Source organism: Breznakia pachnodae (genome assembly GCF_030814225.1).
Taxonomy (GTDB): domain Bacteria; phylum Bacillota_I; class Bacilli_A; order Erysipelotrichales; family Erysipelotrichaceae; genus Breznakia; species Breznakia pachnodae.
Genome location: NZ_JAUSUR010000001.1, coordinates 1,068,021 through 1,092,578, shown reverse-complemented (window position 1 = coordinate 1,092,578; position 24,558 = coordinate 1,068,021). Strand labels below are relative to the sequence as shown.

Below are 24,558 nucleotides of genomic sequence, written 5' to 3'. Positions count from 1 at the left end.
AGAAAAATTGAAGTAAAAAAAGTGAACCTTTTTGACACTTGTGTGTCTTTAATGTAACTTACTACTACGCCAGTGTGTCTTGATACATTAGGTATTGCATAGGTAAAAAAACATGTGCTAAATTTAGAAAAAACAATTGGGCATTTGTTAAGTAGTAGATAGTTTCAGATTATGGAGGGCGAAAGAATATGAAAAAGTTTAGAAAAATATCCTTAACAGCAGTTGCGATTTTATGTGTTTTGATTACAACTGTGAGTGTTGGTGCACTACCTGCAGAAGTAGATGCTAACTATGCACATGGGCATCCAGTGAAGATTACGAATCAAAATGACTTTGCGAATGGTGAAGTATCTTCAACAGCATATTATGGTGGAAGCAACAGTAAAGGGGTTGATTCTTCAAAAGTAGAGATTACAAATTTGATTGAAAAGAATCTTGGTAACATTTATGCTGGAGGAAATGGACAATCAGTAGATAGTACAAGTCTTACCATCAATGGGCCTTGGAATGATTCTTGGGCTAGCAATTCAACTTCTGCTTATGGCTCAGGATGGTGGCTATATGGAGGAGGTAATGGCGCTAATGCTACTGTTAATACATCATCTATTATTATGAACTCTGGTCTAGTTAGAGGGTATCTTATTGGTGGAGGTAGCGGAGGTGCATCTACAGGTACAACTAATATAGTTGTAAATGGTGGACAAGTTGGTAGTTCTGCTAGTGATACAAATGGACAAGGTGAAATATATGGAGGAGGAAATGGATCACCAGTAACAGGAAATACAAATATAACAATTAATGGTGGTACGATTCAACAACACATTGTTGGTGGTGGATTAGGAACAAATGCAGATGTATTTGGTTCAACATTCATTAATATTGCTGGTGGAGTTTTTGGTGGAACAATTGCAGGCGCTGGTGGTAATAAAAATAATATTGTTTATGGAAATACCAATGTGATGATCACAGGTGGTACTACCAAAACAACGGGTGGTGCTAATCCTCAGAAAATCACAGGTGGTGGATATTGGTCTAGCAATACAGTACAAGGAACAGCAAATGTAACTTTCGCATTGCCAGAAGGTCAATCAATTGTGGCTAACTTATATGGTAGTGGTGGAATACGACAAGATGATGATAAATATGGAGGACTTGTTACTGGTACATTGAAGAATACTGTTGGTGCATCTAATATTACATTAGCATCTGGGATTCTTGATGGTAATGTCCTTGGTGGTGGAAACTTTGGTGATGTAACTAATCAATCTACAATTACCTTAAATGGTGCAACTGTAAATAAAAATATTTATGGTGGAAGTTACTCACGAGGAATTATTGATACAAATGAAATCAATTTAATTAGTGGTACAGTAAAAGGAAATGTATATGGTTCTGGTGGATATAACAATAACAATTATATTCAGACAACTAATAGTGCAACAACAAATATATATTCAGCAGCAGATGTACAGGGAACGATTGTAGCAAGTTCAAGTCATGCAAGTAATATCATTGGTGGACAGGCAAGAGTGATATTAAATGATATGTCTGATCTATCAGGTTTTCTTACTACTTATGCAGGAAAAACAATTGAAACAGGTACTGGTTCAAATACAGCAATCGAATTCAGTAATTTTAGTACTGACAACACAGTAATAGCTGGAACATCAGCATCAAAGTTTACATACTTAGATTTCACAAATACCACTAATATTCATATAAAAGATGCTTTATCAACTTATTTTGGAAACTATTGGTTAGTTGATGAAACAAGTAAAGTATACATAGACCAAGATGAAACATTTGATGCAATCGATGTAACTAATAAAGGTGAAATTGCATTAGTAACAGGAACACAAGATTATAAAACCTTAGATATGAGTGGAAGTTATACGGGTGTAAGTGCAAACCTATCAATGTCAGCAGAAGAAGTAGGATTTAGTGATTATGTAAATATTAATGGAGCAGCAACAGGTTCAACAACTTTAAATTTAAGTCTGAAAGACAATACCTGGGGTGGAGAAGTTCTGGACTTAATTGAAGCAGATGTAACTACGAGCGAAGCAAGTGCATTTACAATGGAACCATTCACATGTGTGATAAATAAAGCTGGTAGATCAATTACTGGTTCTGCCAGATTAATGAGTAGAGAAGACAGTACTACTCAACGAATATACTGGTACTTACAGTTTACAGAATATCCACAAGCACAAATTGAAGGAACAAAAGAAATAACAGGAATTACAAGTACAACTGAAAAGTTCACATTTGAAGCAGTTGAAGTGGATACGACAGGAACTGCGATTGCTGGGGTTGATACAACGTCTGCAACAATCACAGGAACGGGAACATTTGAAATAGATTTGGGCGTTGTAAGTGAAGGAACTCACTATTATGCAATTAGTGAAAAAGATACAGGAACCAAGTACTGGACATATGATACAACGATTTATACAGTAGAAGTTAATGTACTGTATGATAGTGGTAAAAATGAATATCGTGTGGAGTATAAGAATGCGGATGACATAGTCTTTAAAAATGTTTATAAAAAGACAGAAGAAGTAACACCAAAACCAGACCCAGTTGATCCAGAGAAACCTGATCCAACAGATCCAGACCCAGCTACACCAAATAAGCCAGATGAAACACCCTCAAAGGCTGTGGAAAGTGATGATAGAGTTACTATGACTACATATCCTAGTACGAATCCACCACTTGGTGATCAAACGAATGTAGTATGGTACGCATCAATAATTACAATGAGTATGTTGACAGTGGTTGTGGTGTTAAGAAAGATGAAGAGACAATAAGTCATATAGAATAATACTAAAAATCAGTGAACTACTATAAAATGGTTCACTGATTATTGGTCGTAATGATTGTGAAATAGAGGGCAGGGCATAATGTACAATGATAAGAAATATCTTATATCCTCTTCTGTCGTAAAAAAAGCGAAAGAAGGAGATCAGTTAGCATTTGAAACAATATATGAGACGTATTTTCAACGAATAAATTTTATGGTTAAGCAGTACATTTTAGATGATGAAGAAGCAAAGGATATAACGCATGATATATTTATTAATGTTTATCAGAATATTGGTAAACTAAAAGAGGAGAATGCTTTTCATTCTTGGTTGTATCGAATGACCTATAATACATGCTCAAATTATAATCGTGTAAAGTATCGTGAAGTAGTATTTAATGAGGAAAAGGCTGCGGAGGATGTAGTTGATATAAAGGTAAAAAAGACATCAGACATTATTGAAAATCAAAGAATAATGAATGTGATTGAAGAATCCCTGCAAGGGATGAGTGATGTCTTAAAGAGTGTAGGAACATTAAAATATTTTGCAGGATTAAAAATAGAAGAAATAGCTGAAATACTAGATATTCCCAAAGGTACAGTTAAATCAAGATTAAATAAGGTAAGGATTTTACTAAAGAAAGATTTAAAGAAACATGGAATATCACCACATATATATGGATTCGCATTATTTTTCCCTCAAACAATTAGCATTGTTTACGAGCAGATGTTTCAACAGACAACAACAGGAAAAATATCTCTAAGTTCTTTGCTTGCTAAAGAAGCGGTAGTAGAAAATATTGGAATACTTGTTGCGGCCAACGCAAAAGTAATTACAGGAATATTTGCAATTGTTACAGCAGGAATCTTCGCTGGAGTATCCTTACAACAAGAACCCACACCTGTAAAAGAAGTGATTCCAGAGAAACCAAAAGAGGTAGTTGAAGTAAAAGAAGAGCCTTCAATAAGTCCAGCAGAGATTGTTGCAATCAATTATCCTACACAATGGACAAATGAATCTATCTTTATTGAAGTACAAACAACCAATAATGAATATGATGCAATTGCAATAGATGGTGTAATTACTAATCAGATTGATTATAACGGTACTTATCAGATTCAACTATTAAAAGATGAACAAGTTATTGATCAAAGAGAAATAGTGGTTACAAACATCGACCGTGATAGTCCACAAGCACATGGAAAACAAGAGGACAATAGGTTCACAATTTATCTGACTGATGATATTTCTGGAGTTGACCCAGATAGTATAGTGTTGATACGAAAAGGTTCAAAAAGTAATGAGTATCATTATGATAGTGTTAATCGTATACTTACGATAGAAACGAAGAAAGATTATAGTGATTTAGTTTATATTTATGACTATGCTGGAAATGAATTAAAAATAGTTTTTAATTAAAATATATAAGTAAAACAGGCGAATTATCCGAATGGGGTATTCGTCTTTTTTTGTGAAAAAGAATGAACGGTTATATATATATTTACGACTAATAGAAGGATACGAAAATATAAAAGTTACAAATTTTATTAACCTTTTTTCAATAACAAGTGTATATGTACTAAGGGTAAGTAAATTTGATGTATAAGGAGGGCGAAAAATGAAAGAGGATGGGCTTACCCAAATTGTCAGAGAAGTTCAAAAAGACAAAGGGCAATTTGAGTTATTATACTCACAAATCATTAATAAAGTATATTTTTGGTGCTATACAATTGTAGGTAATAAAGCGGATGCGGATGATGCTACACAAGAAGCAATGATTCGCATTTATCAGAAGTTGGATACATTAAATGATGTTAGAACGTTCAATGCATGGATGTATCGATTAGTTACAAATGCTTGTTATAACCATTTGAGAACTAGAAAAAGAAAAGATTATGAATTTCCTGAAGATAGTGAGTTTAGTGAAAGTTTTGAGTCTAGGCTTAAAGAAGAAAGAAGAGATTCGATACCTCAGGAGCAATATAATCTGGATGAAACCAAAGAATTAATCAAAGGGTTCATTGGTAACTTATCAAAACGTCAAAGAGAAATAGTGACCCTATATTATTTAGAAGAATTTAATATGAGAGAGGTTGCAGCAATATTGGACTGTAGTGTGGGAGCAATTAAAGTTCAATTGCATCATAGTAGAAAGAAACTGGAAGAACAGATTTCAGCTTACCAGGACAAGAATGATATAAAACTATACAACCTGGCATTTATTCCTTTACTTGTGCTTATTCTTCAAAAGTTAAGAGAAGAGCTATGTCAGAATAATGATTTTACTTATGATAAAAACCTATACGAATCACAAGGGCTTTCTTGGTGGGAGCGATTACTTAATTTTGTTTCTAATCATGTAATTGCAACGATGGCTACTACATTCTTATGTACAGTAATAATTATAGGAGCAATATGGTTGTTGCAAGGAGCTGATGATAAACAAAATCATCCTAGTATAGATACAAATACAAATGTGAATGAAGATATAGCTAAAAAGATAAAAGGATATGAATATATCGCTGCTATCTACTATCCTCAGTTTCCTAAAAAGGATGCTGTTGATGTTCGCTTAGAACTACAAGAAGAAGTAACGATTCATGATGTAAGTATTACATTAGATGATAAAGAACTTCCTTTTACTTTGAATGATAAAGAACTTCCTTTTACTTTGAATGATAAAGAACTGATTGTGAGTGTAAAACAAAATGGGAAGTTAATTATAAATGTAAAGAATGAAGAAATATCTTTAAATATTAAAAATATAGACAAAGATGCTCCTGAATTAATAGAAGTTTACTATTATAAAGATTATCTTGAATTGAATATTGATAATGATTCAAAGATAAACTATGACAAATCATATGTAGAATATCTAGGAGAGAACTACAAAATAACAGATCAGTCTATTGTAAATGGAACATTTAAAGGAAGTGTTTATATTGTCCTGTTTACGATGGATGATAACTATATTAAATATGAAATAAATACAAAATAATTTGGAGGAAAAATGAAACGAATAAATAAAATTCTTGCTAGTTTATTAGCAGCTGGAGTTATGTTCAGTTTAGTAACAACAAACATAATTAAGGCAAATGAAGAAGTTCAATCAACAAATGAAACAATAACAACAAGAACTGTTGATGCCGCTTTTCCAGAGTCATCAAAACCATTACATGATGCTATTTTAGCTAAGTACCCAACAGTTGATGGTCTTGATGGAACAACGCCTGATGGAATTATAAGCAAGGCTGAAGCAAGGTTATGGACTGCATCTACAGCGGCATTAACATTTACTGATGAAGGAATTGGTGGAACAATCTATGGGATTGAATATTTTGTACAGGCAAAGTATTTAAACTTTAATGGAAATAACTTTACTGGTGAAATTCCTGCTAATATTGGTAATATGACGCAATTATCAACATTGTACTTGGCAAATAACAAATTAACAGGAACAATCCCTGAATCATTGTATACACTTGGAAACATAAACTATATTTATTTAGGAAATAACCAACTTACAGGAACATTATCAACAAACATTGGTAACTTAAAAACGATGACTAGATTCTATGCACAGGATAACCAACTGTCAGGTACACTTCCAGAGTCAATTGGAAACCTAGATAATTTAGTTCGACTTCATTTAGGTGGGAATAATTTTTCAGGAAGTATTCCAAGTAGTATCGGAAGCTTACCAAATTTGGCAAATCTATATTTACGTGAGAATCAATTAAGTGGAGATATTCCACAGTCAATCTATGATAATGAAAATCTTACTTTATTGGACGTTAGTGATAATAGTGGGATTACAGGAAATCCAGCAGAAGGATTTGCAAATCATGGAAAACTACAACAACTAATGATTGATGGTACTGATATGATACAAGCAGCACCAGATATTTCCACACTTACAAGATTTGATAATACAGATTTATCAACTGGATTATTAAATAACGATCAAAGTGGCCCTGTAGATGGATTAACTCAAGAACAAATCAAAAAGGCACAAGATAGTGCTGATTGGATTAGTGATCCAACAGAGAAACAGCAATGGCAAGACAACATTGATAAAGCTCAAAACATGTTAAATGCACAAACGAATGTTGTAGATTTATTAAATGATACAAAAACAGATGTTAAGGATACTACAACATCAACAATGATAGATGATGCACAAGCACTTGTAACTACATTGCCAGATGGTCAATTCAAAAATGATTTACAAGCAGAACTTGATTTGGCGAAAGAATACTTAAACAATCGAACTGTTGCTCAAAAAGCAGTAAATGAATTATTTACTGATAGTAAACATAGTGATATTAAGACTGCTACAGATCAAACCACAATTAATGCTGCGCTAACTGTTGTGAATTCATTACCAGAAAGTACGTTTAAAGAAATCTTAAAAGCAGAAATTAGTAAAGCACAGAATCTATTAGATGCAAAAACAACAGTGGATAACTTATTTACCGATAACACACATACAGATATTAAGGGTACAACTAATCAGGCTGCACTTGATAATGCAAAAGCGGTAGTTGGCAAATTAGAAGATGGAACTGTGAAAACACAATTACAAAAAGAAATTGATAAAGCACAAAACATATTAAATGCGAAGACATCAGTGAGTGATTTATTTACTGATAGTACTCATACAAATATAAAAGATACTACAAATCAAAAATCAATTGATGCTGCACAGGCTGCAGTGAATAAGTTAGAAGATGGAACTGTAAAGACACAACTTCAAAAGGAAATTGATAAGGCACAGGCGATGCTTAATGCGAAAACAGCAGTAGGTGATTTGTTGGATGATGATGGTAAATTGAATACTGATGTTACACAAAAAGAAATTGATAAAGCACAAGATTTAGTGAATAAATTACCAGATGGTGACTTAAAAGATGAGTTACAGGTTCAAATCAATGATGCGCAAAAACAATTAGATGAATCAAAAAAAGATGCAGAAAAACCAGTTATACTAAAACCAAGTATTAGTGGTGAATCTACTGGAAGTGCTCAAGTTGGAAATAGTGTAAATACCTCAGATACAACAAACTTATGGATATATATGAGCATGATAATTGCTTCATTTGGAGTGATAGGATTTGCAATAAAAAATAAGAAATTAAATAAAAAATAGATACTATATTTAGAACGAAATGCGAAGTATGGAAATTATACTTTGCATTTTTTCTTGTCTAAAGTAATAAAAAATATACCAATTAAATTAAAAACTACAAAGATTATGATTAATTTATAATATATAATTGTTTCATTGTAATCGGTTACAGATATAAAAAAAGGAGAGAAACAATGAAGAAAAAAATTATGTATTTATTGGTATCTTTCGCTATGGTAGCTGCTTCTATGCTGACAATGCCTAGAAGTAAAGTATTAGCCGCTGAAACGATTGACTTAACATCTATTGATAGCGCGTCAGTAGATGACAATGTTGTTACAATTAAATACAATGATGGAATCGTTGGAAAGATTACTTTCTTAGAAGATGGAATCTTTCGTTTCTACATCGATCCCACAGGTGAATTTAATGAGTATGCAGAACCTAGTTCTAAGGATCACAAAGCAACGATTCAAAATCAAAGTGATTCATCCGATGATTATACAAAGCCAACACCAACAATAAAAGAAAGTGATAAGGCTGAAGTAATTACTGCGGGTTCTACAGTTATTATATTGAATAAAGAAACTGCAACCATGAGTGTGGCAGTGGATGGAAAAGAAGTGCTTGCAGAAAGTTCTGCAATTACTCTTGGGGATTCTACCAAACAAACATTGAAGACTGATGATAGTGAATACTTTTATGGAGGAGGAACACAAAATGGTCGTTTCTCTCACAAAGGACAAGTCATTAGTATTTCTAACACTAATAAATGGACAGATGGGGGTGTTGCATCACCAAACCCATTCTATTGGTCTACTAAGGGATATGGAGTATTAAGAAATACCTTTAAACAAGGTTCTTATGATTTTAGAAATAACGATGATAAAACGATATCAACTCAACATAGTGAAAATCGCTTTGATGCTTATTATTTCTTAGGAAATAAACCAGCTGATATTTTAAAAGATTACTATAAAGTAACTGGTAATCCAACGTTACTACCAGAATATGCATTCTATTTAGGACACCTAAATGCATACAATCGTGATACTTGGTCACAAGAACAACTAGGTGATGGTACTGCAACGGTGTTAGAAGATGGAAATACATATTATGAATATGGAAGAAATAAAGATTATAAAATGCCGTTAGGTGATGATGGAAAAATTGCTGTTGATTCACCATACATTCCAGAAACATTAAATGGTACTTCACCATTAACTGATAAATCAAGTGAAGAACTATATAAATTCTCAGCTCGCGCTGTAATTGATGGATATGCAGATAATGATATGCCTCTTGGTTGGTTCTTACCAAATGATGGATATGGAGCAGGTTATGGTCAAAATGGATATTATCAAAACTATCCTTTAGGAACGAGTGATGATAAGGATGCTCAAGCAAAAGCAGTGGATGGAAACATTAATAACTTAAAAGAATTTACTGACTATGCAAATGAACATGGAGTAGCAACAGGACTATGGACACAAAGTGGTTTGGATGTTGCGACTTCAGAAAAAGATAAGAATGGATACCATGGATATCAAACCTTAAGAGATTTTGATAAAGAAGTAAATGTGGCCGGTATTCAAAGTTTAAAAACGGATGTTGCCTGGGTTGGTTCTGGTTATTCTTTTGGATTAAATGCAACTAAAACAGCATTTGAAAAAATAGCTTCAACAAACACAAGACCAAATATTGTAACCTTAGATGGTTGGGCTGGTTCTCAACGTCATGCTGCAATATGGACAGGTGACCAAACTGGTGGTAAATGGGAATACATTCGTTTCCACATTCCAACATATATTGGACAATCACTAAGTGGTAACCCAAATATTGGTAGTGATATGGATGGAATCTTTGGTGGTAGTACAGCTACTAATGTAATTACAACCAGAGACTTCCAATGGAAAGTATTTACACCATTAATGCTAGATATGGATGGATGGGGATCGATTGCCAAGAAACCTTATGGACATGGTGATGATTTTGATGATATGAACCGTATGTATCTAAAACTAAAAGCACAATTAATGCCATATATTTATACGACTGCTCAAGAAGCAACCGATGGATTACCAATGATTCGTGCCATGTTCTTGGAATATCCAGATGATGAGTTAGCTTATGGAGATGCAGTACAATATCAATATATGTTTGGTGAAAACTTCTTGGTTGCTCCAATCTATCAAGATACTGCTTCTGATGATAAAGGAAATGATGTTAGAAATGATATCTACTTACCAGATAGCAAAGAAACATGGATTGACTACTTTACTGGTAAGTCATACAAGGGTGGTCAAATCTTAAATAACTTTGATGCTCCAGTATGGAAATTACCTTTGTTTGTGAAGAGTGGATCAATTGTTCCAATGTATGAAGATAACAATAACCCATTTGCTCAAACCGAAACAAATGACAAAGGGTTGGATAAAACAAAGAGAATTGTTGAATTCTTCCCATCTACTAGCAAAGGTACAACAAGTTATACTTCTTATGAAGATGATGGAATGTACATTGATGGAGTAGATGAAAATGGAAATGAAAAGAGTGATGTAAGTTATGGCGGAAGTGTAAGTACTGAATTTACTTCAACTGTAAAAGATGGAACAGCTACGTTAGTTGCTAAATCTTCTACAGGTTCTTATACTGGATATGATTCAAACAGATCCACAAAATTTGTTGTGAATATGAGTGCAGAACCTACAAAAGTAAGTGCTAAAAACGGAAGTAAAGATATTGAATTAATGGAAGCGAAGAACCAAGTGGAATTTGATTCTTTAGTTGATAAAGGTCAAGGTGCTTACTTCTACAATGAAACACCTGATTTAAATAAATACGCTACAGGTGATGGAGAATTTAGTAAGACTAAGATTACAACTACTCCAAAACTATATGTGTCATTCCCTAAAACAGATGTTAGTGTTGATGAACAAACCCTTGTAATTAAAGGATACAAATATACTTCAGAAGATTCAAATGATAAAGAAAATGCAACTCTTGAAACACCAGTGTTTGCAGAACAACAAGATGGTGATATTACAGCAACTTCAATCAAACTTAATTGGAACAAAATCACAGATGCAGATTCATACGAATTAAAAGTTGATGGAATCTTACGTGGAGGATTTACTGCAGATACTACAACATTTAACCATGAAGGACTTATCTACAGCAGCGAACATACTTATCAAGTGCGTGCTCGCAATGCTGATGGATATTCTAAATGGAGTGATGAGCTAAAACTTACTACAGATGCTGATCCATGGAAAGACACATTAGTAGGTACACCAACATATGAAGGAGAAGTAGGATGGGGTAATTTAGAATCCGCTTTTGATCAAAAATTAGATGATACTTATTTTCGTTCAGCTCCAAATCAATTAGGTAAAGCATTTATAGTAGATTATAAAGGAATATATAACTTAGATAAATTTACTTATGTTGCTAGAAGTGACTATGCAACAAATGGATTAGGTGATATTTATAAACTTGATTTATATACAAGCTTAGATGGTCAAAACTGGACCAAAGTATTTGATGGTAAAACACAACCATGGGCTGAAGGTTCAACAGCAGAAAAAAAATATATTGATATGAATAATTTATCTGCGAGATATCTAAAAATAGTTCCACTTGAAGGTAATTCTAAGGATAGTAATGGTAACGATGGTTATACCAGTGTAGGAGAATTTATTTTAGATAAAGTTCCAGGTTCCACAGGATATGATTTAGGAGACTTTAACTTAGATGGTGAAATTGGTGAAGATGATGTAACCCAAATTAAAAACTATAAAGGTTTATTGGAAGGTAATACATCATTTGAATCTCAAATAGCATCTAAAAATGCTGATGTTAATAAGAATGGTGTATTCGATATTTATGATTACTCATTTGTAATGAACAAAGTTGATGGTGGAACTACTAACACTGGAAATGCCGAAGGTAGTGTATATGTAGATGTCGATAAGAAAGAGACTGTAAAAGCTGGAGAAACATTTGATGTAGCAATCAAAGGTAATGACTTAAAGAATGTAAATGCTTTAGGTGCTATCTTCACTTATGATAAAACAAAATACGAATTAGTTAGTGTTACACCTGCGGATACATTAAAAGATATGTTAGATTTATCTTCTACATCAAGTAAAGATGGTAGCAATGATGAAGTTGAAACAATTAGTTTTGCTAATCATGGAGATAAAGATATGATATCTGGAAATATTGATTTAATGACAATTAAGATGAAAGCAAAACAAGATGCTGATGTAGTATTCCCTAATGAATTTATGTTAATTGGACCTCAAAATAATCTTGTAAATGCACAAGTTACTAGAGGTGATGTAAAAGCAGATAAGAGTGAGTTAACTGCATTAGTAAAAGAATCAAAAACAATTATAGATTCGGGAAATAAACTTGCTTATACAGTAGATAGTTGGAATGCATTTACAAATGCATATACGAAAGCAACGCAAGTTGCTGATGATGAAGATGTACTTACCAAAGATGTTCTATCTGTACAAGCTACATTAAAAGATGCAAAAGATGGTTTAACAAAGAACACACTAAAACCAGGTCAAGGAGTATCAGATATAACATTCATGGATGGTAACAAGGCAGTAGATGCTACAAACCTATGGCAACAAGCTAACTGGAAAAAATTGTTATTTGATGGTGATACTACAACCAGCATGGCTGAGTTCAAATGGTTTATAGATGATAAACAAGATATTACAGCTGAAGTGAAATTACCCATGGACATGCATTTTATATTTGATCAACCAAGATCAATTAGTGAAGTACGTGTATACAATCGTATAAGTAAAGCTAATACTAATGGAATTGTTACTTCTATATTCGCGAAAGGAATTACAACTGATGGCAAAGAAGTAAACTTAGGAAGCTATGAAGAAGCGAAAGATATATTCACATTTACTTATAATGGAGTAAGTAAAAAAAGTGAAGGTAGTGATAATACCTTATTTAAAGAAATAATCATTACCCCTAAAACTTCAACTGGTAGTGCTACAGGTACAAAAACAGGTAGCGAAGAAAATAGAATGTTATCATTGTATGAAATTGAAATTGATGGTAACAATGTACTAGATACTTCTAAATATGATGAATTTCTTGCGAAAGCTAATGGCGATTTAAGTAACTATACAGATGATAGTATAGCTAGTCTTAAAGGAGTCAAAGAAGCTGCAGAAGCATTAATGACTACAGCAAATGAACAAACAGAAGTTGATCAAGCAGTTGCTGAATTACAATCAGGTCTTGATGCATTGGTTGTAAAGGAAACTCCTGTTGACTCAACAATTCTTGATCAAAAACTTGAAGAAGCTAAAAATGTTGATGTAAGTTTGTATGATGAAACTAGTGCTGCTAATTTGACTGATGTGATTGCACAGGCTGAAGAATTAGTAAAAACACTAGCAACACAAGAAGCAATTGACCAAATGGTACAATCACTTAGCGATGCAATAACTGCACTTCAAGAAAAAGAAGCAGAAACAACAACTGATGAAACAGTAGTAGATAAAAATGATTTAACTGATTTAATTGATGATAGTGAAAACATTAATCGCGATATCTATACAGATGACAGTTTAAAAGACTTAGATAAAGAATTGGAAACTGCAAAAGATGTAAAAGATAATGCTACTGATCAAACAACAGTTGATAAAACTTATAAAGACTTGTCTAAAACATTTGATGATTTGAAAGTGAAAGACAAAGTTTCAAATGTTGGTTCATCAACAAATGGACCAACTACTGGAGTTGATAATCAAGAAATGATATTTATCATGTTAGGGGCATTATCAATGCTAGTGATTTATAAGAAACGTAAAGTTTTTAAGAGAATAAAATAATAATTACCTAAAACTGGTTATTAAAAAGTAACCAGTTTTATTTTATGCTATAAATGAAACTTTATTCCCAATAATAAAGTATTTCTATTAGAATATTACTTAAGGATGGTAACTAATGAGAAAGAGAAAAATCATTACTTTTATGATAATTATAATACTTATAGCTTCGGGATGTACGAAAGAAAAATTTACAGATAATACGTATGAAGAATATAAAACTTTTTTGGATTACAGTTTTAAAAATTACGATATCAAAGAGAGTAATTATGATGTATACTCAAGAGATGCAATTCTTATTCCTACCTATGATCGAGGGATGCAGTGGAAGATTGAGTATAAGGATATAGATGGTAATAAACGATGGTTTACTTTTAATAATATGGAATCATTTGAAGAAACATTACTTGCTTATATTGAAACTAGACTTGATGATGAAGTAAGACTAGGGTTTGAAACTTTAAACTATTCTATACAAGAAAATTCAAAATATTCTGATGAAATTATTACATATAAAATGCAACTAAAACTGGGGATAAGACCAGAAAAAAAGAAGGAAATATTAACTAGTTTATTTGATGAAACAAGTGGAGTTAAACTAAATCACTTATATGGAGAATACTTTGTAGATAATTTTGATGTACAACTTGTAGTTGGTTATGAAGATCTAACACTCCAGCATGATTCGAGTTTATGTCAGGAAGCAAAAGCGAACATTGAAGTGTTGGTAAGAGATATGAATGATTCTTATGGGAGCTATCAAGTTATTGGTATTCTAGATACGAAGGAAATAACGGAACCAAATAATTACAGATACCAAGTATTTTATTATGATAAAGAAAATAAAAAGTATACATGGCAGAATTATGGTAGATATTTGGAAGAGCAAGATATTATTGAAAATGGTGGTCAAACAATAGTGAAAAAACTAATCACAAAAGATGGAGAAGTAACATATAAAGATATTATTGCGCGATGGAGTGATAAAGCAGAGGAGTATGTGATAAGTCAAGAGGACGTTAGTTTGTTTATTAGAAGTTTCGACCAATATTCAGTTACATCTTCATACGAAGAAGAAACAGGTGTCAAAATATCATATTATAATGAGGATGGTTTTACGGTTGAAGATAGGTATTTAACCATGAGTTTTGATACTGAAGAAGGAAAATTGTATCTGAATGGTGAAGATATTTATAGACTTGAGACAATTGATGAAGAGACAAAATATATAACATTATCAAAATTAAATGAAATTTTAAATGTTAATATACATTATGATAAAGATCAAAGAGCAATTGTTATCGAAGATGTTGAAACTCTTTCGGAATAATTTAAATCTAGAGACTCAAATAAAATAATCTGTGATATCATCATTAATAAAAATCGAATTGAATTACAAGTATATATTGAAGCTATTCAAAATTATTTTTCGAACTCTAAACATAATTAAAACAGACTTGCAAAATATGCAAAAATATTAGGAGTTAGCAAAAAAGTCAATGAGGTTTCTCAATTATTTATGAAACCATAGAAAGATACGAGTGATAAAATTAGGATTTATATTCTATACGTAAAAATATATAAACTTAATGACAATTTCAAAATCAATTGGAATTGTTTTTTTGTTCAAATTTTCTACTCATAATTATTATATGATTAAAATTTGTGTGTTATTCGCATCTATCGAATGCAAGAAATCCCCTTTATAATCACAGATGGAGTTATAATGAATTTAGTAGATAGGTATATATATGCAAGTTATAAAACTTGTCGCAAAAATTAGGGAACAGATTTACAATTTACGATAAATTATAGGAATACTATAATGACAGTGAGGAGGAACTACATTGCTAAACAAGCGATCAAGGATTATTCTATTGGAGATAATCAAGCAACAAAATATTAAGATAAGTGATCTTGTAGAAAAGATGCATGTTTCGGAAAAAACCATTCGTGGAGATTTAAATGATATTGATTTCTTTCTATCACAGAAAAAGATGAAGAAGTTAGTTCGCCAAGGAAAGCAAGGCATCATGATTGAAGATGATGCTGTAAATGTAAATTTTCTATATGAGTTAATCAATCAAAAAGAAGTTGTCAAGATGAGTTACTTACCAGAAGAACGTATTTTGGAAATGATGTATTTGATGACAATGAGTGAAAAGCCTTTAATTATAGATGAATTAGCTGATTATCTGATTGTATCTAAAAGTACAATTGTTAAAGATATTGAAAAGTTTAGAATTCAATATAATGATGATCAGTTTCAATTAAAAGGTAATCTTGAGGGAATGTATTTGGAAAGTGATGAAATGACATTGCGTCAGAAAGTTGTACATTCTTATATCTATAATATGGATCGATCAGACGTTGTAGATATAGCAAGTTTGATTTTAGATACAGATCAAAAGATACCTTATCGAGTATATTGGCATTTGTTTGAAGATATTGATTTAAACTTTATAAAAGAATGTATAGAGATTATAAAGACTGTATTGGTTATTCAATTATCAGATATGAAATTCTTACTATTAGCTGGACATTTAAGTGTCATGATAAAACGGTTAATGATGAGAAAGCAGGTAGAGCCTACGGGTGATACTTATGTAATAAGTAAAGCGAGTAATTTAATTGATTGTCTGTTTATAAAGATTATGGATTATGTTGGATATACGATTAATGAATCAGAAAAAGAATATATTGCATATGCATTATACATCACTTCATATTCATTATATAATCTAGATTTTCCTATAAACGAAGGATATTTGAAGAAAGTTACAGAATCATTTATTGCTAACTTGGAGGATTCATCTGAAAAATCAGATATTATTTATCAGGATTTATCTTATGCTTTTCAAAATGAAATACGTAATATTTGGATTCAAAGAAAACTGTCGATTCCTGTACGAAAAAATGTAATTACACTAAAAGATAGTTTTTATACAGATATGTTTAACCTCGTTAAGTTATCAAGCAAACCAATAGATGAAATGGTGAATGGAAAACTTAATAATGATGAAATTTGGATATTGGCATATCATTTAATTGATTTGAATCAAAGAGTACATATGCAGAAATCGATTCAAGCAGTGATTGTAAGTAATAAGAGTGAAGAATTAACCTCAATTTTAATTAATCAACTTAAAGAATTATTTCTAATAGATGTAGCTGCAGTAATAGGAACAATGCAGTTAACCTCAACTCTAGAATTATTGAATATCGATTGTGTAATTAGTACTATGCGTTTAGAAATAGAAGGGATTCAAGTACATACAATTCATCCGCTTCTAAGTGCTAAGGATATTGAAGAATTAAAAATGTATTTGCCTACTTATCAAAGACCAATGATAAAAGAAAGAAAAGAAAATCTTACAAAGGCGATGTTGTTGAATGAGAAGACAATCGTATGGAATAGCAATGTCAAAAGTACGAACCAATTATTTTCCTATATTAGTGATGAGTGGATTAAGAATGGAAATACAAGTGAGCATACAGAAAAAATATTATCGATTAATTGTAAGAAATTAAATGATCAAGTATTTAAAGATAAAAGAATTGCAATGGTATGTGTTCGACTACACGAATTAGTAAAGAAGAGCAATCTGTTTGTCATTAAAGTAAATAAACCATTATGGTGGAATGAAAGACAGCAGGAAGTAGAACTGGTGCTGGCAGTAATAGTCGAAGATAATCATTATCATATTCCAGCTATGCTAGATATATATCGAGCATTTAATGATGAAATAGAATTCGATGAGTTATGTAAACAAAGTGATGCACAAATGCTTTTAGATGTATTACAAAAAGGAGAATAGGATGAAAGAAGTTATTACAAAAGAATTGATATTTATGAATATGCAATTCAAAGAGCAGGATGAAGTGTTTAGATTTCTTGCACAACAGTTAAAAGATACAGGTCGCTCTACTTCAGTTGAAGAAGTAAAGAATGGATTTTATACAAGAGAAGCTGAGTTCTCAACTTACATTGATAATGAGATTGCGATACCGCATTGTAGAAACAAGAGTATTAAAGATGCAAGTGTAGCAATCGTGATTAATGATACAGGTATTGCGTGGACGGATACAGGTGAGTATGCAAAGATTCTATTTGCATTAATGATTCCAGAAGCAAATGAAAATCAGATGCATATAAGAGTATTGGCTCAAGTTGCTCAAATGATTATGGTAGAATCGTTTGTTGAATCACTGAAGAAGGCATCATCAGCAGATGAAATTTATGAAATGATGCAATCTTTAAATGAAGTAATACAATAGGAGGTCGAAATGAAAATAGTAGCTGTTTGTGCCTGTCCAACAGGAGTAGCACATACCTATATGGCAAAGTCTTCACTGGAACAGGCGGCACTTAAACTTGGACATGAAATTAAAGTGGAAGCACAAGGTGCCTTAGGAATAGAAAATGAAATTACAATGGATGAAGTAAAGGAGGCGGATGTTGTGATACTTGCAATTGAAGTGGGTATTGCTAAAATGGATCGCTTTGAAAATAAACCAACAGTTAAAGTGGCAATTCAAAGTGCGGTAAAAAGTCCAGAAACTTTACTAAAGAAAATAGAAGAGAAGTTACAAGGTTAGTGGATAAAAGAAATATTTTCGTAATGACGTCTAACGCAAAATAAATTCTTTGTTCAATATATTAAGGAGAAAATATATGAAAAATATACAACGAGCACTTATGACAGGTGTGTCATATATGTTGCCTTTTATTGTAGTTGCTGGTCTTACGATTGCAGGTACAGGAATACTGACTACATATTTTGGATTAGATACAGATGTTATTGTTAAGTTAAATGGTTTTGCGTGGACAGTAATGGGATTTATTCCACCAATTTTTGGAGCATATGTTTCGTATGCAATTGCTGATAAAGCAGGTATTGCTCCTGGGTTTATTGGAGGATATATTGCAGCCAATCCAATTTTGGAAAATACGGCAGCAAGCGGTTTTCTAGGTGGACTAATTGCAGGTATTATTGCAGGATTCTTGGTTCAGTGGATTAAAAAATTACCATTCCCAGAAATTATTGCTTCTTTGAAGTCAACATTGATTATTCCGGTTGTTGCATCATTAGTAATCTACTTTATGATGGCATATCCAGTAGGGATTGTTGTTGGAGAATTAAACAATTTAATTATTGATGGATTATTAAGTCTTGCAGGAAATACAAGTACAGCATTTATCTTGGGAGCTATATTGAGTGCAATGTGTGCATTTGATATGGGAGGCCCTTTAGGTAAAATTGCGTTAACCTTTGTATTTGCAGTTTGGGCAGATCCAAGTGGTTTAGGATTTATGGCAAATGCAGCTGTATTCCCTGGAATTATGGTTCCAGCAATCGCAACTGGATTAGCTAGTCTTATTGCTCCTAAGAAGTTTACGGAAAGTGAGCGTAAGAATGCACCTGGTGCAATTGTTACTGGTTTAGTTGGTATAACGGAAGCTACATTGCCTTATGCATTTAGAGATCCATTGCATGTAATTGTACCAAATATCATTGGTTCAGCAATTGGTGGAGCATTAATGATGGGATTAAGTATCTCAACAACTGGAGTATCTGGGATTATTGGAATTCCAGCTGCAGATAAACCACTGATGTTTGTAGTGTGTATTGTAGTAGGAGTAGTTGTTTCTACAACTTTACAAGTAATCTTTAAAAAAGAAGCAAGTGATGCTGAAACAACAGAAGATGATGTAGATTTTGAAATGAGTTTTTAAGTAATAAGCAACTTAGACTTTTCTAAGTTGCTTGCTTTTGATAGAAAGGAAGACATGATGAAAAAATTTTATATTGTACCTCACTCTCATTTAGATCGTGAATGGTATCGTGCATTTCAGGAGAATAGAATAAAGTTAACCCATTTTATGGATGATTTATTAGAAACTTTGGATAATGATAAAGACTATACAAACTATTTGTTAGATGCACAAACTAGTTTTATAGATGATTATTTTGATGTACGTCCAGAAGAAAAAGAACATTTTAAAAAGTATGTACAAAATGGACAATTACCAATTGGTCCATGGTATGTTCAACCAGATGAACATTTGCCAACAGCAGAAGGAATTATTCGTAATCTGTTGATTAGCAAAAGTATCTCAGATGAATATGGAGATTTCTTAAGAATCGGGTATGCACCAGATTCATTTGGACAGTCTGCTACTTTTCCTACCCTAATGAAAGGATTTGGAATCGATAGTACAATCTTTTATCGAGGGTTTGCGGAAAGTGATTCCAAATATAATGATTTTATCTGGGAAGGGTTAGATGGAAGTCAACTAATTGCTACCTGGATGCCAATTGGTTATGGAAATGCAATGTTCTTAAATGAGGATGATGCCAACAATATTAATGTTATTGAAGAAAATATTGAGTTACTTACACAACGAAATATTAGTGATCATTATTTACTAATGTGTGGTTCAGATCAAAGTTATGTAAAAAAGTTCTTACCACGTACAGTAAAACGATTAAATGAATTATATAAAGAAAAGGAACTGGATTATGAATTTGTGCTTGCTTCTCCTATGGAGTATATAAATGCGATACGCCCATATACAGATAAAATGGAAACAGTTGTTGGTGAACTAAGAAAAGGGAAACGTAGTCGTACTCACAATAGCATAGGAGCAACTAGGCTAGATATAAAAAAACAAAATTTTGAAATTGAAAATAAATATCTTCATTTATTAGAACCAGTATCGGCACTTGGTTCAATATATGGGGTTCACAGTGATAAAGCAATTATTGATCGTGGTTGGAAATATATTGTTGAAAATCATGCGCATGATAGTATTTGCTGCTGCTGTACAGATATTATACATAAAGAAATGCAGATGAGAATGGTTTATGCAGATCAGATTGCAGAATATTTATTAAAAGAAAAATTCGAAAAACTGCATCAGATGATTCGGTATGGAAGTGACAGAGGAAGACCAATTTTATTATTTTCATCATATCTAGGTAAGCGTACATCATATATAGATGCAGATATTTATGTAAAGAATAAAGATTTTATGATATATGATGCTGCAGGTAATGAATTAGAGTATCAGATAAATAAAGTAGAACCATTTAATCTGAAAGATACTAAGGTATCGTTTACACCAATTCCTGATGACTTCTATGATAAAACATCAATTAGTTTATATGCTGATCAGGTTGGCTATGGGTATCAGACAATCTATGTAAAAGAAGGCTTGAGACCTGAATACAGTAAATGTATTCAGACAAATGATACTTCTTTAGAGAATGATGTTATTAGAATTGAGATAGTGAAAGATGGTACATGGAATATTACAGATAAAACTACAGGTATCGAGTATAAGAAACAACATATTATTATTGATGATGGAAATGCTGGTGATGAATATGACTACTCACCATCCCACAATGATAAACAATATAATTCAATTGGAGCAATGAAAGCTTGTGAATTAGTAAAAGAAACCAATTTAGAATCAAGTTTAAAAGTTACTTATGAAATGATGATTCCTGAAACGACAACCAATCAATGTCGTTCGGAAGCGTTGATTAAGTTAGAACTTGCAACAACTGTTACGTTGCGTAAAAAAGATGCACAGGTTTATGTTAAAACAGAGATTGATAATCATGCAGAAAATCATCGAATCCAAGTACTATTTGATATTGGAACAATAGTGTCTACTAACTTTGCGGATATTCAACTAGGTGAAATCATTCGTGATAATGAATTTGCAGAGTCACAAACTAGTATTGATGATAAATGGCATGAATATTATTATCCAGTGTTTAATCAACATAAGTACTCAGGACTTAGAAAGGAAGATGGAACTGGATTTATTGTTTTGAATAAAGGACTTCCTCAGTATGAAACCTATCAGGAAGATACAACAAAGTTGGCTATTACATTATTGTCATCGGTTGGCTTTATGGGAAATACAGATTTAAAATATCGTCCAGGAAGACGAAGTGGTTCTACAGATGCAACTCCTCAATCACAGATGTTAGGGAAACATACAGCTGAGTATAGCTTTATGCCAATTTCTAATGATGTAGATTATATTCAACTAGCAGAACAATACAACAATCCTATTTATGCAATTTCATATGCAGAGTATACAACTGAAGGAAGCTTACCAGATACATTAACAATTGCATCCAGTAATTCGGGATTGATTGCTACAACATTAAAACCATCGAGTCAAAAAGATGGATATGTATTAAGAGTAGTAAATCCATACAGTTATGAATTAACTGATGTAGAGTTAAGTGTGAATCGATTTATATTCAATAAGATTTCTACTTTAAATCTTGCAGAAGAACCAGAAGTAAATACAAATGTATTTGTAAAGAAATTAAATAACCCAGATGGTTCTGATTTAGCCGTAATGAGCGGGATTGTTAAGATCAGTAAAGTGAATAGAAATCAATTAACTACATTATTATTAGAGACAAAATAATACAAAAAGGAAATGAATAACTGAGCAGTTAAATCATTTCCTTTTCTTTTGTGGACCCTATAAAAAAACACGGGGTTTAGAGAAAAAAGGTTAAATAAAAAGTGGGGTGTGAAATACCCACAAAGAATTTAAAGCCTTATTTATAACTGAGGCTTACTAAATCATAATAAAAAAAGAGGTGAAAAACACCCCATTTATAATTTATAGCTCGATTTGAAACACCCCTCTATTTATTTATAGCACTTTTCACCCCACGATTATTTAATATACCGAAAAAAGAGAGCTCCATTGAGCTTACTTTTTTGTGTAATTTATCTTAGATGTTGAAATTCTTTTGGAGTAATTCCAACTACTTTTTTAAAAGTATAAGAAAAATGATTGTAGTTACAGAAATTAAGAATCTCAGATACATCCTTAATTGAGTATGAAGGGATCTTTAATAACTTTTTTGCTTCTTCTATTTTCTTATTGATAATGTAGGTTGATGGTGATATTTGTGTATCCTTTTTAAAGATTCTTGAAAAATAACGTTGGTTGATTTTTAAGTAGGAGCAGACATCTTGAACTTGTAAGTTATTATAAATATTCGCATTAATATAGCGAACTGCTTTTTCGACATGATAACAATAATTATAAATATCAGTTTCTTTTACTAATCCTTTGTATGTATTTAATAAATCATCTGAAAGGACTTGAAGTGCTTTTGGTGTATCGCAGGATTCAAGTTCATTAATATAGTAATCACTTAGTGAAAAACTCTTTTCTGCAGGAACACCAAGGTCAATTGCACTACGACATAGAAGCGTGATAAACGTAATTAATGAGTTTTTCATTGCACGTATTGGATCTGGGCCCAATACTTCCATGTAAGTGTTTAAGTCAACGGATAAGATACCAAGAGATGATTCACTTTTTAAAAGATTACTTAGATTATTTTTTTCCTCTTCATAAGTATGATGTTTATAATCAAAGATAAATGAAGATACAGAAGTTTCAAATATACTATTATTTTTCATAAATACCTCAATATGTAACCGTTTGCAAAAGTGGTTACTTTTTTATAGTAAAAGTTACATTTACATATATATTGTATGAGATTGATTGCTAGAATGCAAGTAGAGATAGCAAGAAGTATTTGCAGAAAGGAGAGTAATGAAAAAGTGGTTTACCACATGGGCACAGGCACATGTAGATGCAACTGTATTTAGTAAGGAAGTAGAAGATATTACTTTTCAGACAAGCATAAAAATGAATATCAGTGGTGAAAAACCACGTATCATATGGTCGGGAAGATACAATACTGAGGATGTTGAAATTAAACAGGCGATTGTAATTGTAAGAAATCGATTATATGAACTTACAAGTCATGGAAATTCTTGCTTAATAGTTTCTAAAGGTGATCAACTTATATGTGATGAAATTGATGTGATTGTGGAAAAAGGGGAAGAAATAGAGATTCGCTTTTATATTCTAAAAGGAAAGCTATCTTCTGGAAATGATCTAATTAAAACTAATAAATCAATACAAGGGGATTATACTAAGACATTAAATTTTGAAGTAAATAATGGCGATGAGGTCTTGAATATTAAGTATCAGCCTTTAATGCTCTTGTCTAGAGTTGATGTATATAGTGAAACGATAAAGGCAAAATCAGTAGTTGTATTTGGTGATTCGAATACATTTAATTCAAGGTGGACGATTCCACTACAAAAGAAATTATCATCCTATAATAATGAAATTAGTATTATCAACATGGGAATCAGTGGAAATCGTTTATTAAGAAATACAGGATATCCTGGTTATGGCGAATTATTTGGAGAAGCAGGGATTTGTCGCTTTGATTGGGATGTAATGGAATTAGAAAATATTTCTTTGTTAATTGTGGCATTAGGTGGAAATGATTTGTATCAACCAGGAACACAAAACGGGCCTGATAATAATGAACTTCCTACTGTTGGAGAAATGATGGATGGATACAGAAAACTTATTATGAAAGCAAAACTGAAAGGGATAAAAGTGGTTGGTTGTACGATTTACCCATTTGGTGAGATTGAACATATGGATGAAGATAGAAGAAAACTTTGGATGAAGATAAATGAAGAAATATTGGCAAGTGATGATTTGGATTGTGTAATAGATTTATCTTCAGTATTAATGGATAAGTGTACAGGAGAGTTGAAAAAGGAATATGAAAGTGGGGATGGATTGCATTTAAATGATAAAGGTGGTGAAGTACTCGCAGAATATATAGTTAAAAGATTAGAGTCGCAAAAAATTATAAATGTTGAGAGGTAA

The 24,558-nt window shown here is 32.1% G+C and carries 13 protein-coding genes; 12 read left to right on the top strand and 1 reads right to left on the bottom strand.

Translation table 11 applies throughout. The features are described 5' to 3' along the window. Window positions 1-188 precede the first annotated feature (188 nt). From J2S15_RS05185 to J2S15_RS05135, 11 genes are all read left to right on the top strand, one after another. The gene (locus tag J2S15_RS05185; protein WP_307406116.1) at window positions 189-2,810 is read left to right on the top strand and encodes a Spy0128 family protein; all 2,622 of its coding nucleotides are present in this window, start codon (window positions 189-191) and stop codon (window positions 2,808-2,810) included. A 93-nt stretch (window positions 2,811-2,903) separates the two neighbouring features. After that, the gene (locus J2S15_RS05180) at window positions 2,904-4,223 is read left to right on the top strand and encodes an RNA polymerase sigma factor (protein WP_307406114.1); all 1,320 of its coding nucleotides are present in this window, start codon (window positions 2,904-2,906) and stop codon (window positions 4,221-4,223) included. Between the two features lie 199 nt (window positions 4,224-4,422). Further along, window positions 4,423-5,802, top strand: a complete 1,380-nt coding sequence (locus J2S15_RS05175) for an RNA polymerase sigma factor (protein WP_307406111.1) — start codon at window positions 4,423-4,425, stop codon at window positions 5,800-5,802. A 12-nt stretch (window positions 5,803-5,814) separates the two neighbouring features. Next, complete coding sequence (locus J2S15_RS05170) at window positions 5,815-7,953, top strand: toxin Cry1Ac domain D-VI-related protein (RefSeq protein ID WP_307406109.1); 2,139 nt, start codon at window positions 5,815-5,817, stop codon at window positions 7,951-7,953. A 173-nt stretch (window positions 7,954-8,126) separates the two neighbouring features. Beyond that, window positions 8,127-13,805, top strand: a complete 5,679-nt coding sequence (locus J2S15_RS05165; RefSeq protein ID WP_307406108.1) for a TIM-barrel domain-containing protein — start codon at window positions 8,127-8,129, stop codon at window positions 13,803-13,805. Window positions 13,806-13,920: 115 nt separating this feature from the next. Further along, complete coding sequence (locus J2S15_RS05160) at window positions 13,921-15,132, top strand: hypothetical protein (protein ID WP_307406106.1); 1,212 nt, start codon at window positions 13,921-13,923, stop codon at window positions 15,130-15,132. Between the two features lie 517 nt (window positions 15,133-15,649). After that, complete coding sequence (locus J2S15_RS05155; RefSeq protein ID WP_307406104.1) at window positions 15,650-17,620, top strand: BglG family transcription antiterminator; 1,971 nt, start codon at window positions 15,650-15,652, stop codon at window positions 17,618-17,620. Between the two features lies 1 nt (window position 17,621). Then, window positions 17,622-18,080 (top strand): PTS sugar transporter subunit IIA, encoded by a 459-nt coding sequence (locus J2S15_RS05150; protein WP_307406103.1) that lies wholly within the window; start codon window positions 17,622-17,624, stop codon window positions 18,078-18,080. A gap of 9 nt (window positions 18,081-18,089) precedes the next feature. Beyond that, window positions 18,090-18,401: a PTS fructose transporter subunit IIB gene (locus J2S15_RS05145; protein WP_307406101.1), complete on the top strand. Its 312-nt coding sequence runs from the start codon at window positions 18,090-18,092 to the stop codon at window positions 18,399-18,401. Between the two features lie 76 nt (window positions 18,402-18,477). Continuing rightward, entirely contained in the window at window positions 18,478-19,539 is a 1,062-nt protein-coding gene (locus J2S15_RS05140; protein WP_307406098.1) for a PTS fructose transporter subunit IIC, read from the top strand. A 57-nt stretch (window positions 19,540-19,596) separates the two neighbouring features. Next, entirely contained in the window at window positions 19,597-22,263 is a 2,667-nt protein-coding gene (locus tag J2S15_RS05135; protein ID WP_307406089.1) for a glycoside hydrolase family 38 N-terminal domain-containing protein, read from the top strand. A gap of 311 nt (window positions 22,264-22,574) precedes the next feature. Here the strand turns inward: J2S15_RS05135 and J2S15_RS05130 are convergent, their stop codons facing one another. Further along, complete coding sequence (locus tag J2S15_RS05130; protein ID WP_307406087.1) at window positions 22,575-23,279, bottom strand: helix-turn-helix domain-containing protein; 705 nt, start codon at window positions 23,277-23,279, stop codon at window positions 22,575-22,577. A gap of 136 nt (window positions 23,280-23,415) precedes the next feature. Between J2S15_RS05130 and J2S15_RS05125 the strand changes: the two genes are divergently transcribed. Beyond that, on the top strand, window positions 23,416-24,558 hold the full coding sequence (locus J2S15_RS05125; protein WP_307406085.1) for a GDSL-type esterase/lipase family protein: 1,143 nt from the start codon (window positions 23,416-23,418) through the stop codon (window positions 24,556-24,558).

Bases quoted from the DNA above. Each gene is read 5' to 3' on its own strand.
- J2S15_RS05135 (WP_307406089.1), top strand. From the start codon at position 19,597: ATGAAAAAATTTTATATTGTACCTCACTCTCATTTAGATCGTGAATGG.
- J2S15_RS05170 (WP_307406109.1), top strand. From the start codon at position 5,815: ATGAAACGAATAAATAAAATTCTTGCTAGTTTATTAGCAGCTGGAGTT.
- J2S15_RS05180 (WP_307406114.1), top strand. From the start codon at position 2,904: ATGTACAATGATAAGAAATATCTTATATCCTCTTCTGTCGTAAAAAAA.
- J2S15_RS05165 (WP_307406108.1), top strand. From the start codon at position 8,127: ATGAAGAAAAAAATTATGTATTTATTGGTATCTTTCGCTATGGTAGCT.
- J2S15_RS05130 (WP_307406087.1), bottom strand. From the start codon at position 23,279: ATGAAAAATAATAGTATATTTGAAACTTCTGTATCTTCATTTATCTTT.
- J2S15_RS05150 (WP_307406103.1), top strand. From the start codon at position 17,622: ATGAAAGAAGTTATTACAAAAGAATTGATATTTATGAATATGCAATTC.
- J2S15_RS05140 (WP_307406098.1), top strand. From the start codon at position 18,478: ATGAAAAATATACAACGAGCACTTATGACAGGTGTGTCATATATGTTG.
- J2S15_RS05175 (WP_307406111.1), top strand. From the start codon at position 4,423: ATGAAAGAGGATGGGCTTACCCAAATTGTCAGAGAAGTTCAAAAAGAC.
- J2S15_RS05160 (WP_307406106.1), top strand. From the start codon at position 13,921: ATGAGAAAGAGAAAAATCATTACTTTTATGATAATTATAATACTTATA.
- J2S15_RS05185 (WP_307406116.1), top strand. From the start codon at position 189: ATGAAAAAGTTTAGAAAAATATCCTTAACAGCAGTTGCGATTTTATGT.
- J2S15_RS05145 (WP_307406101.1), top strand. From the start codon at position 18,090: ATGAAAATAGTAGCTGTTTGTGCCTGTCCAACAGGAGTAGCACATACC.
- J2S15_RS05125 (WP_307406085.1), top strand. From the start codon at position 23,416: ATGAAAAAGTGGTTTACCACATGGGCACAGGCACATGTAGATGCAACT.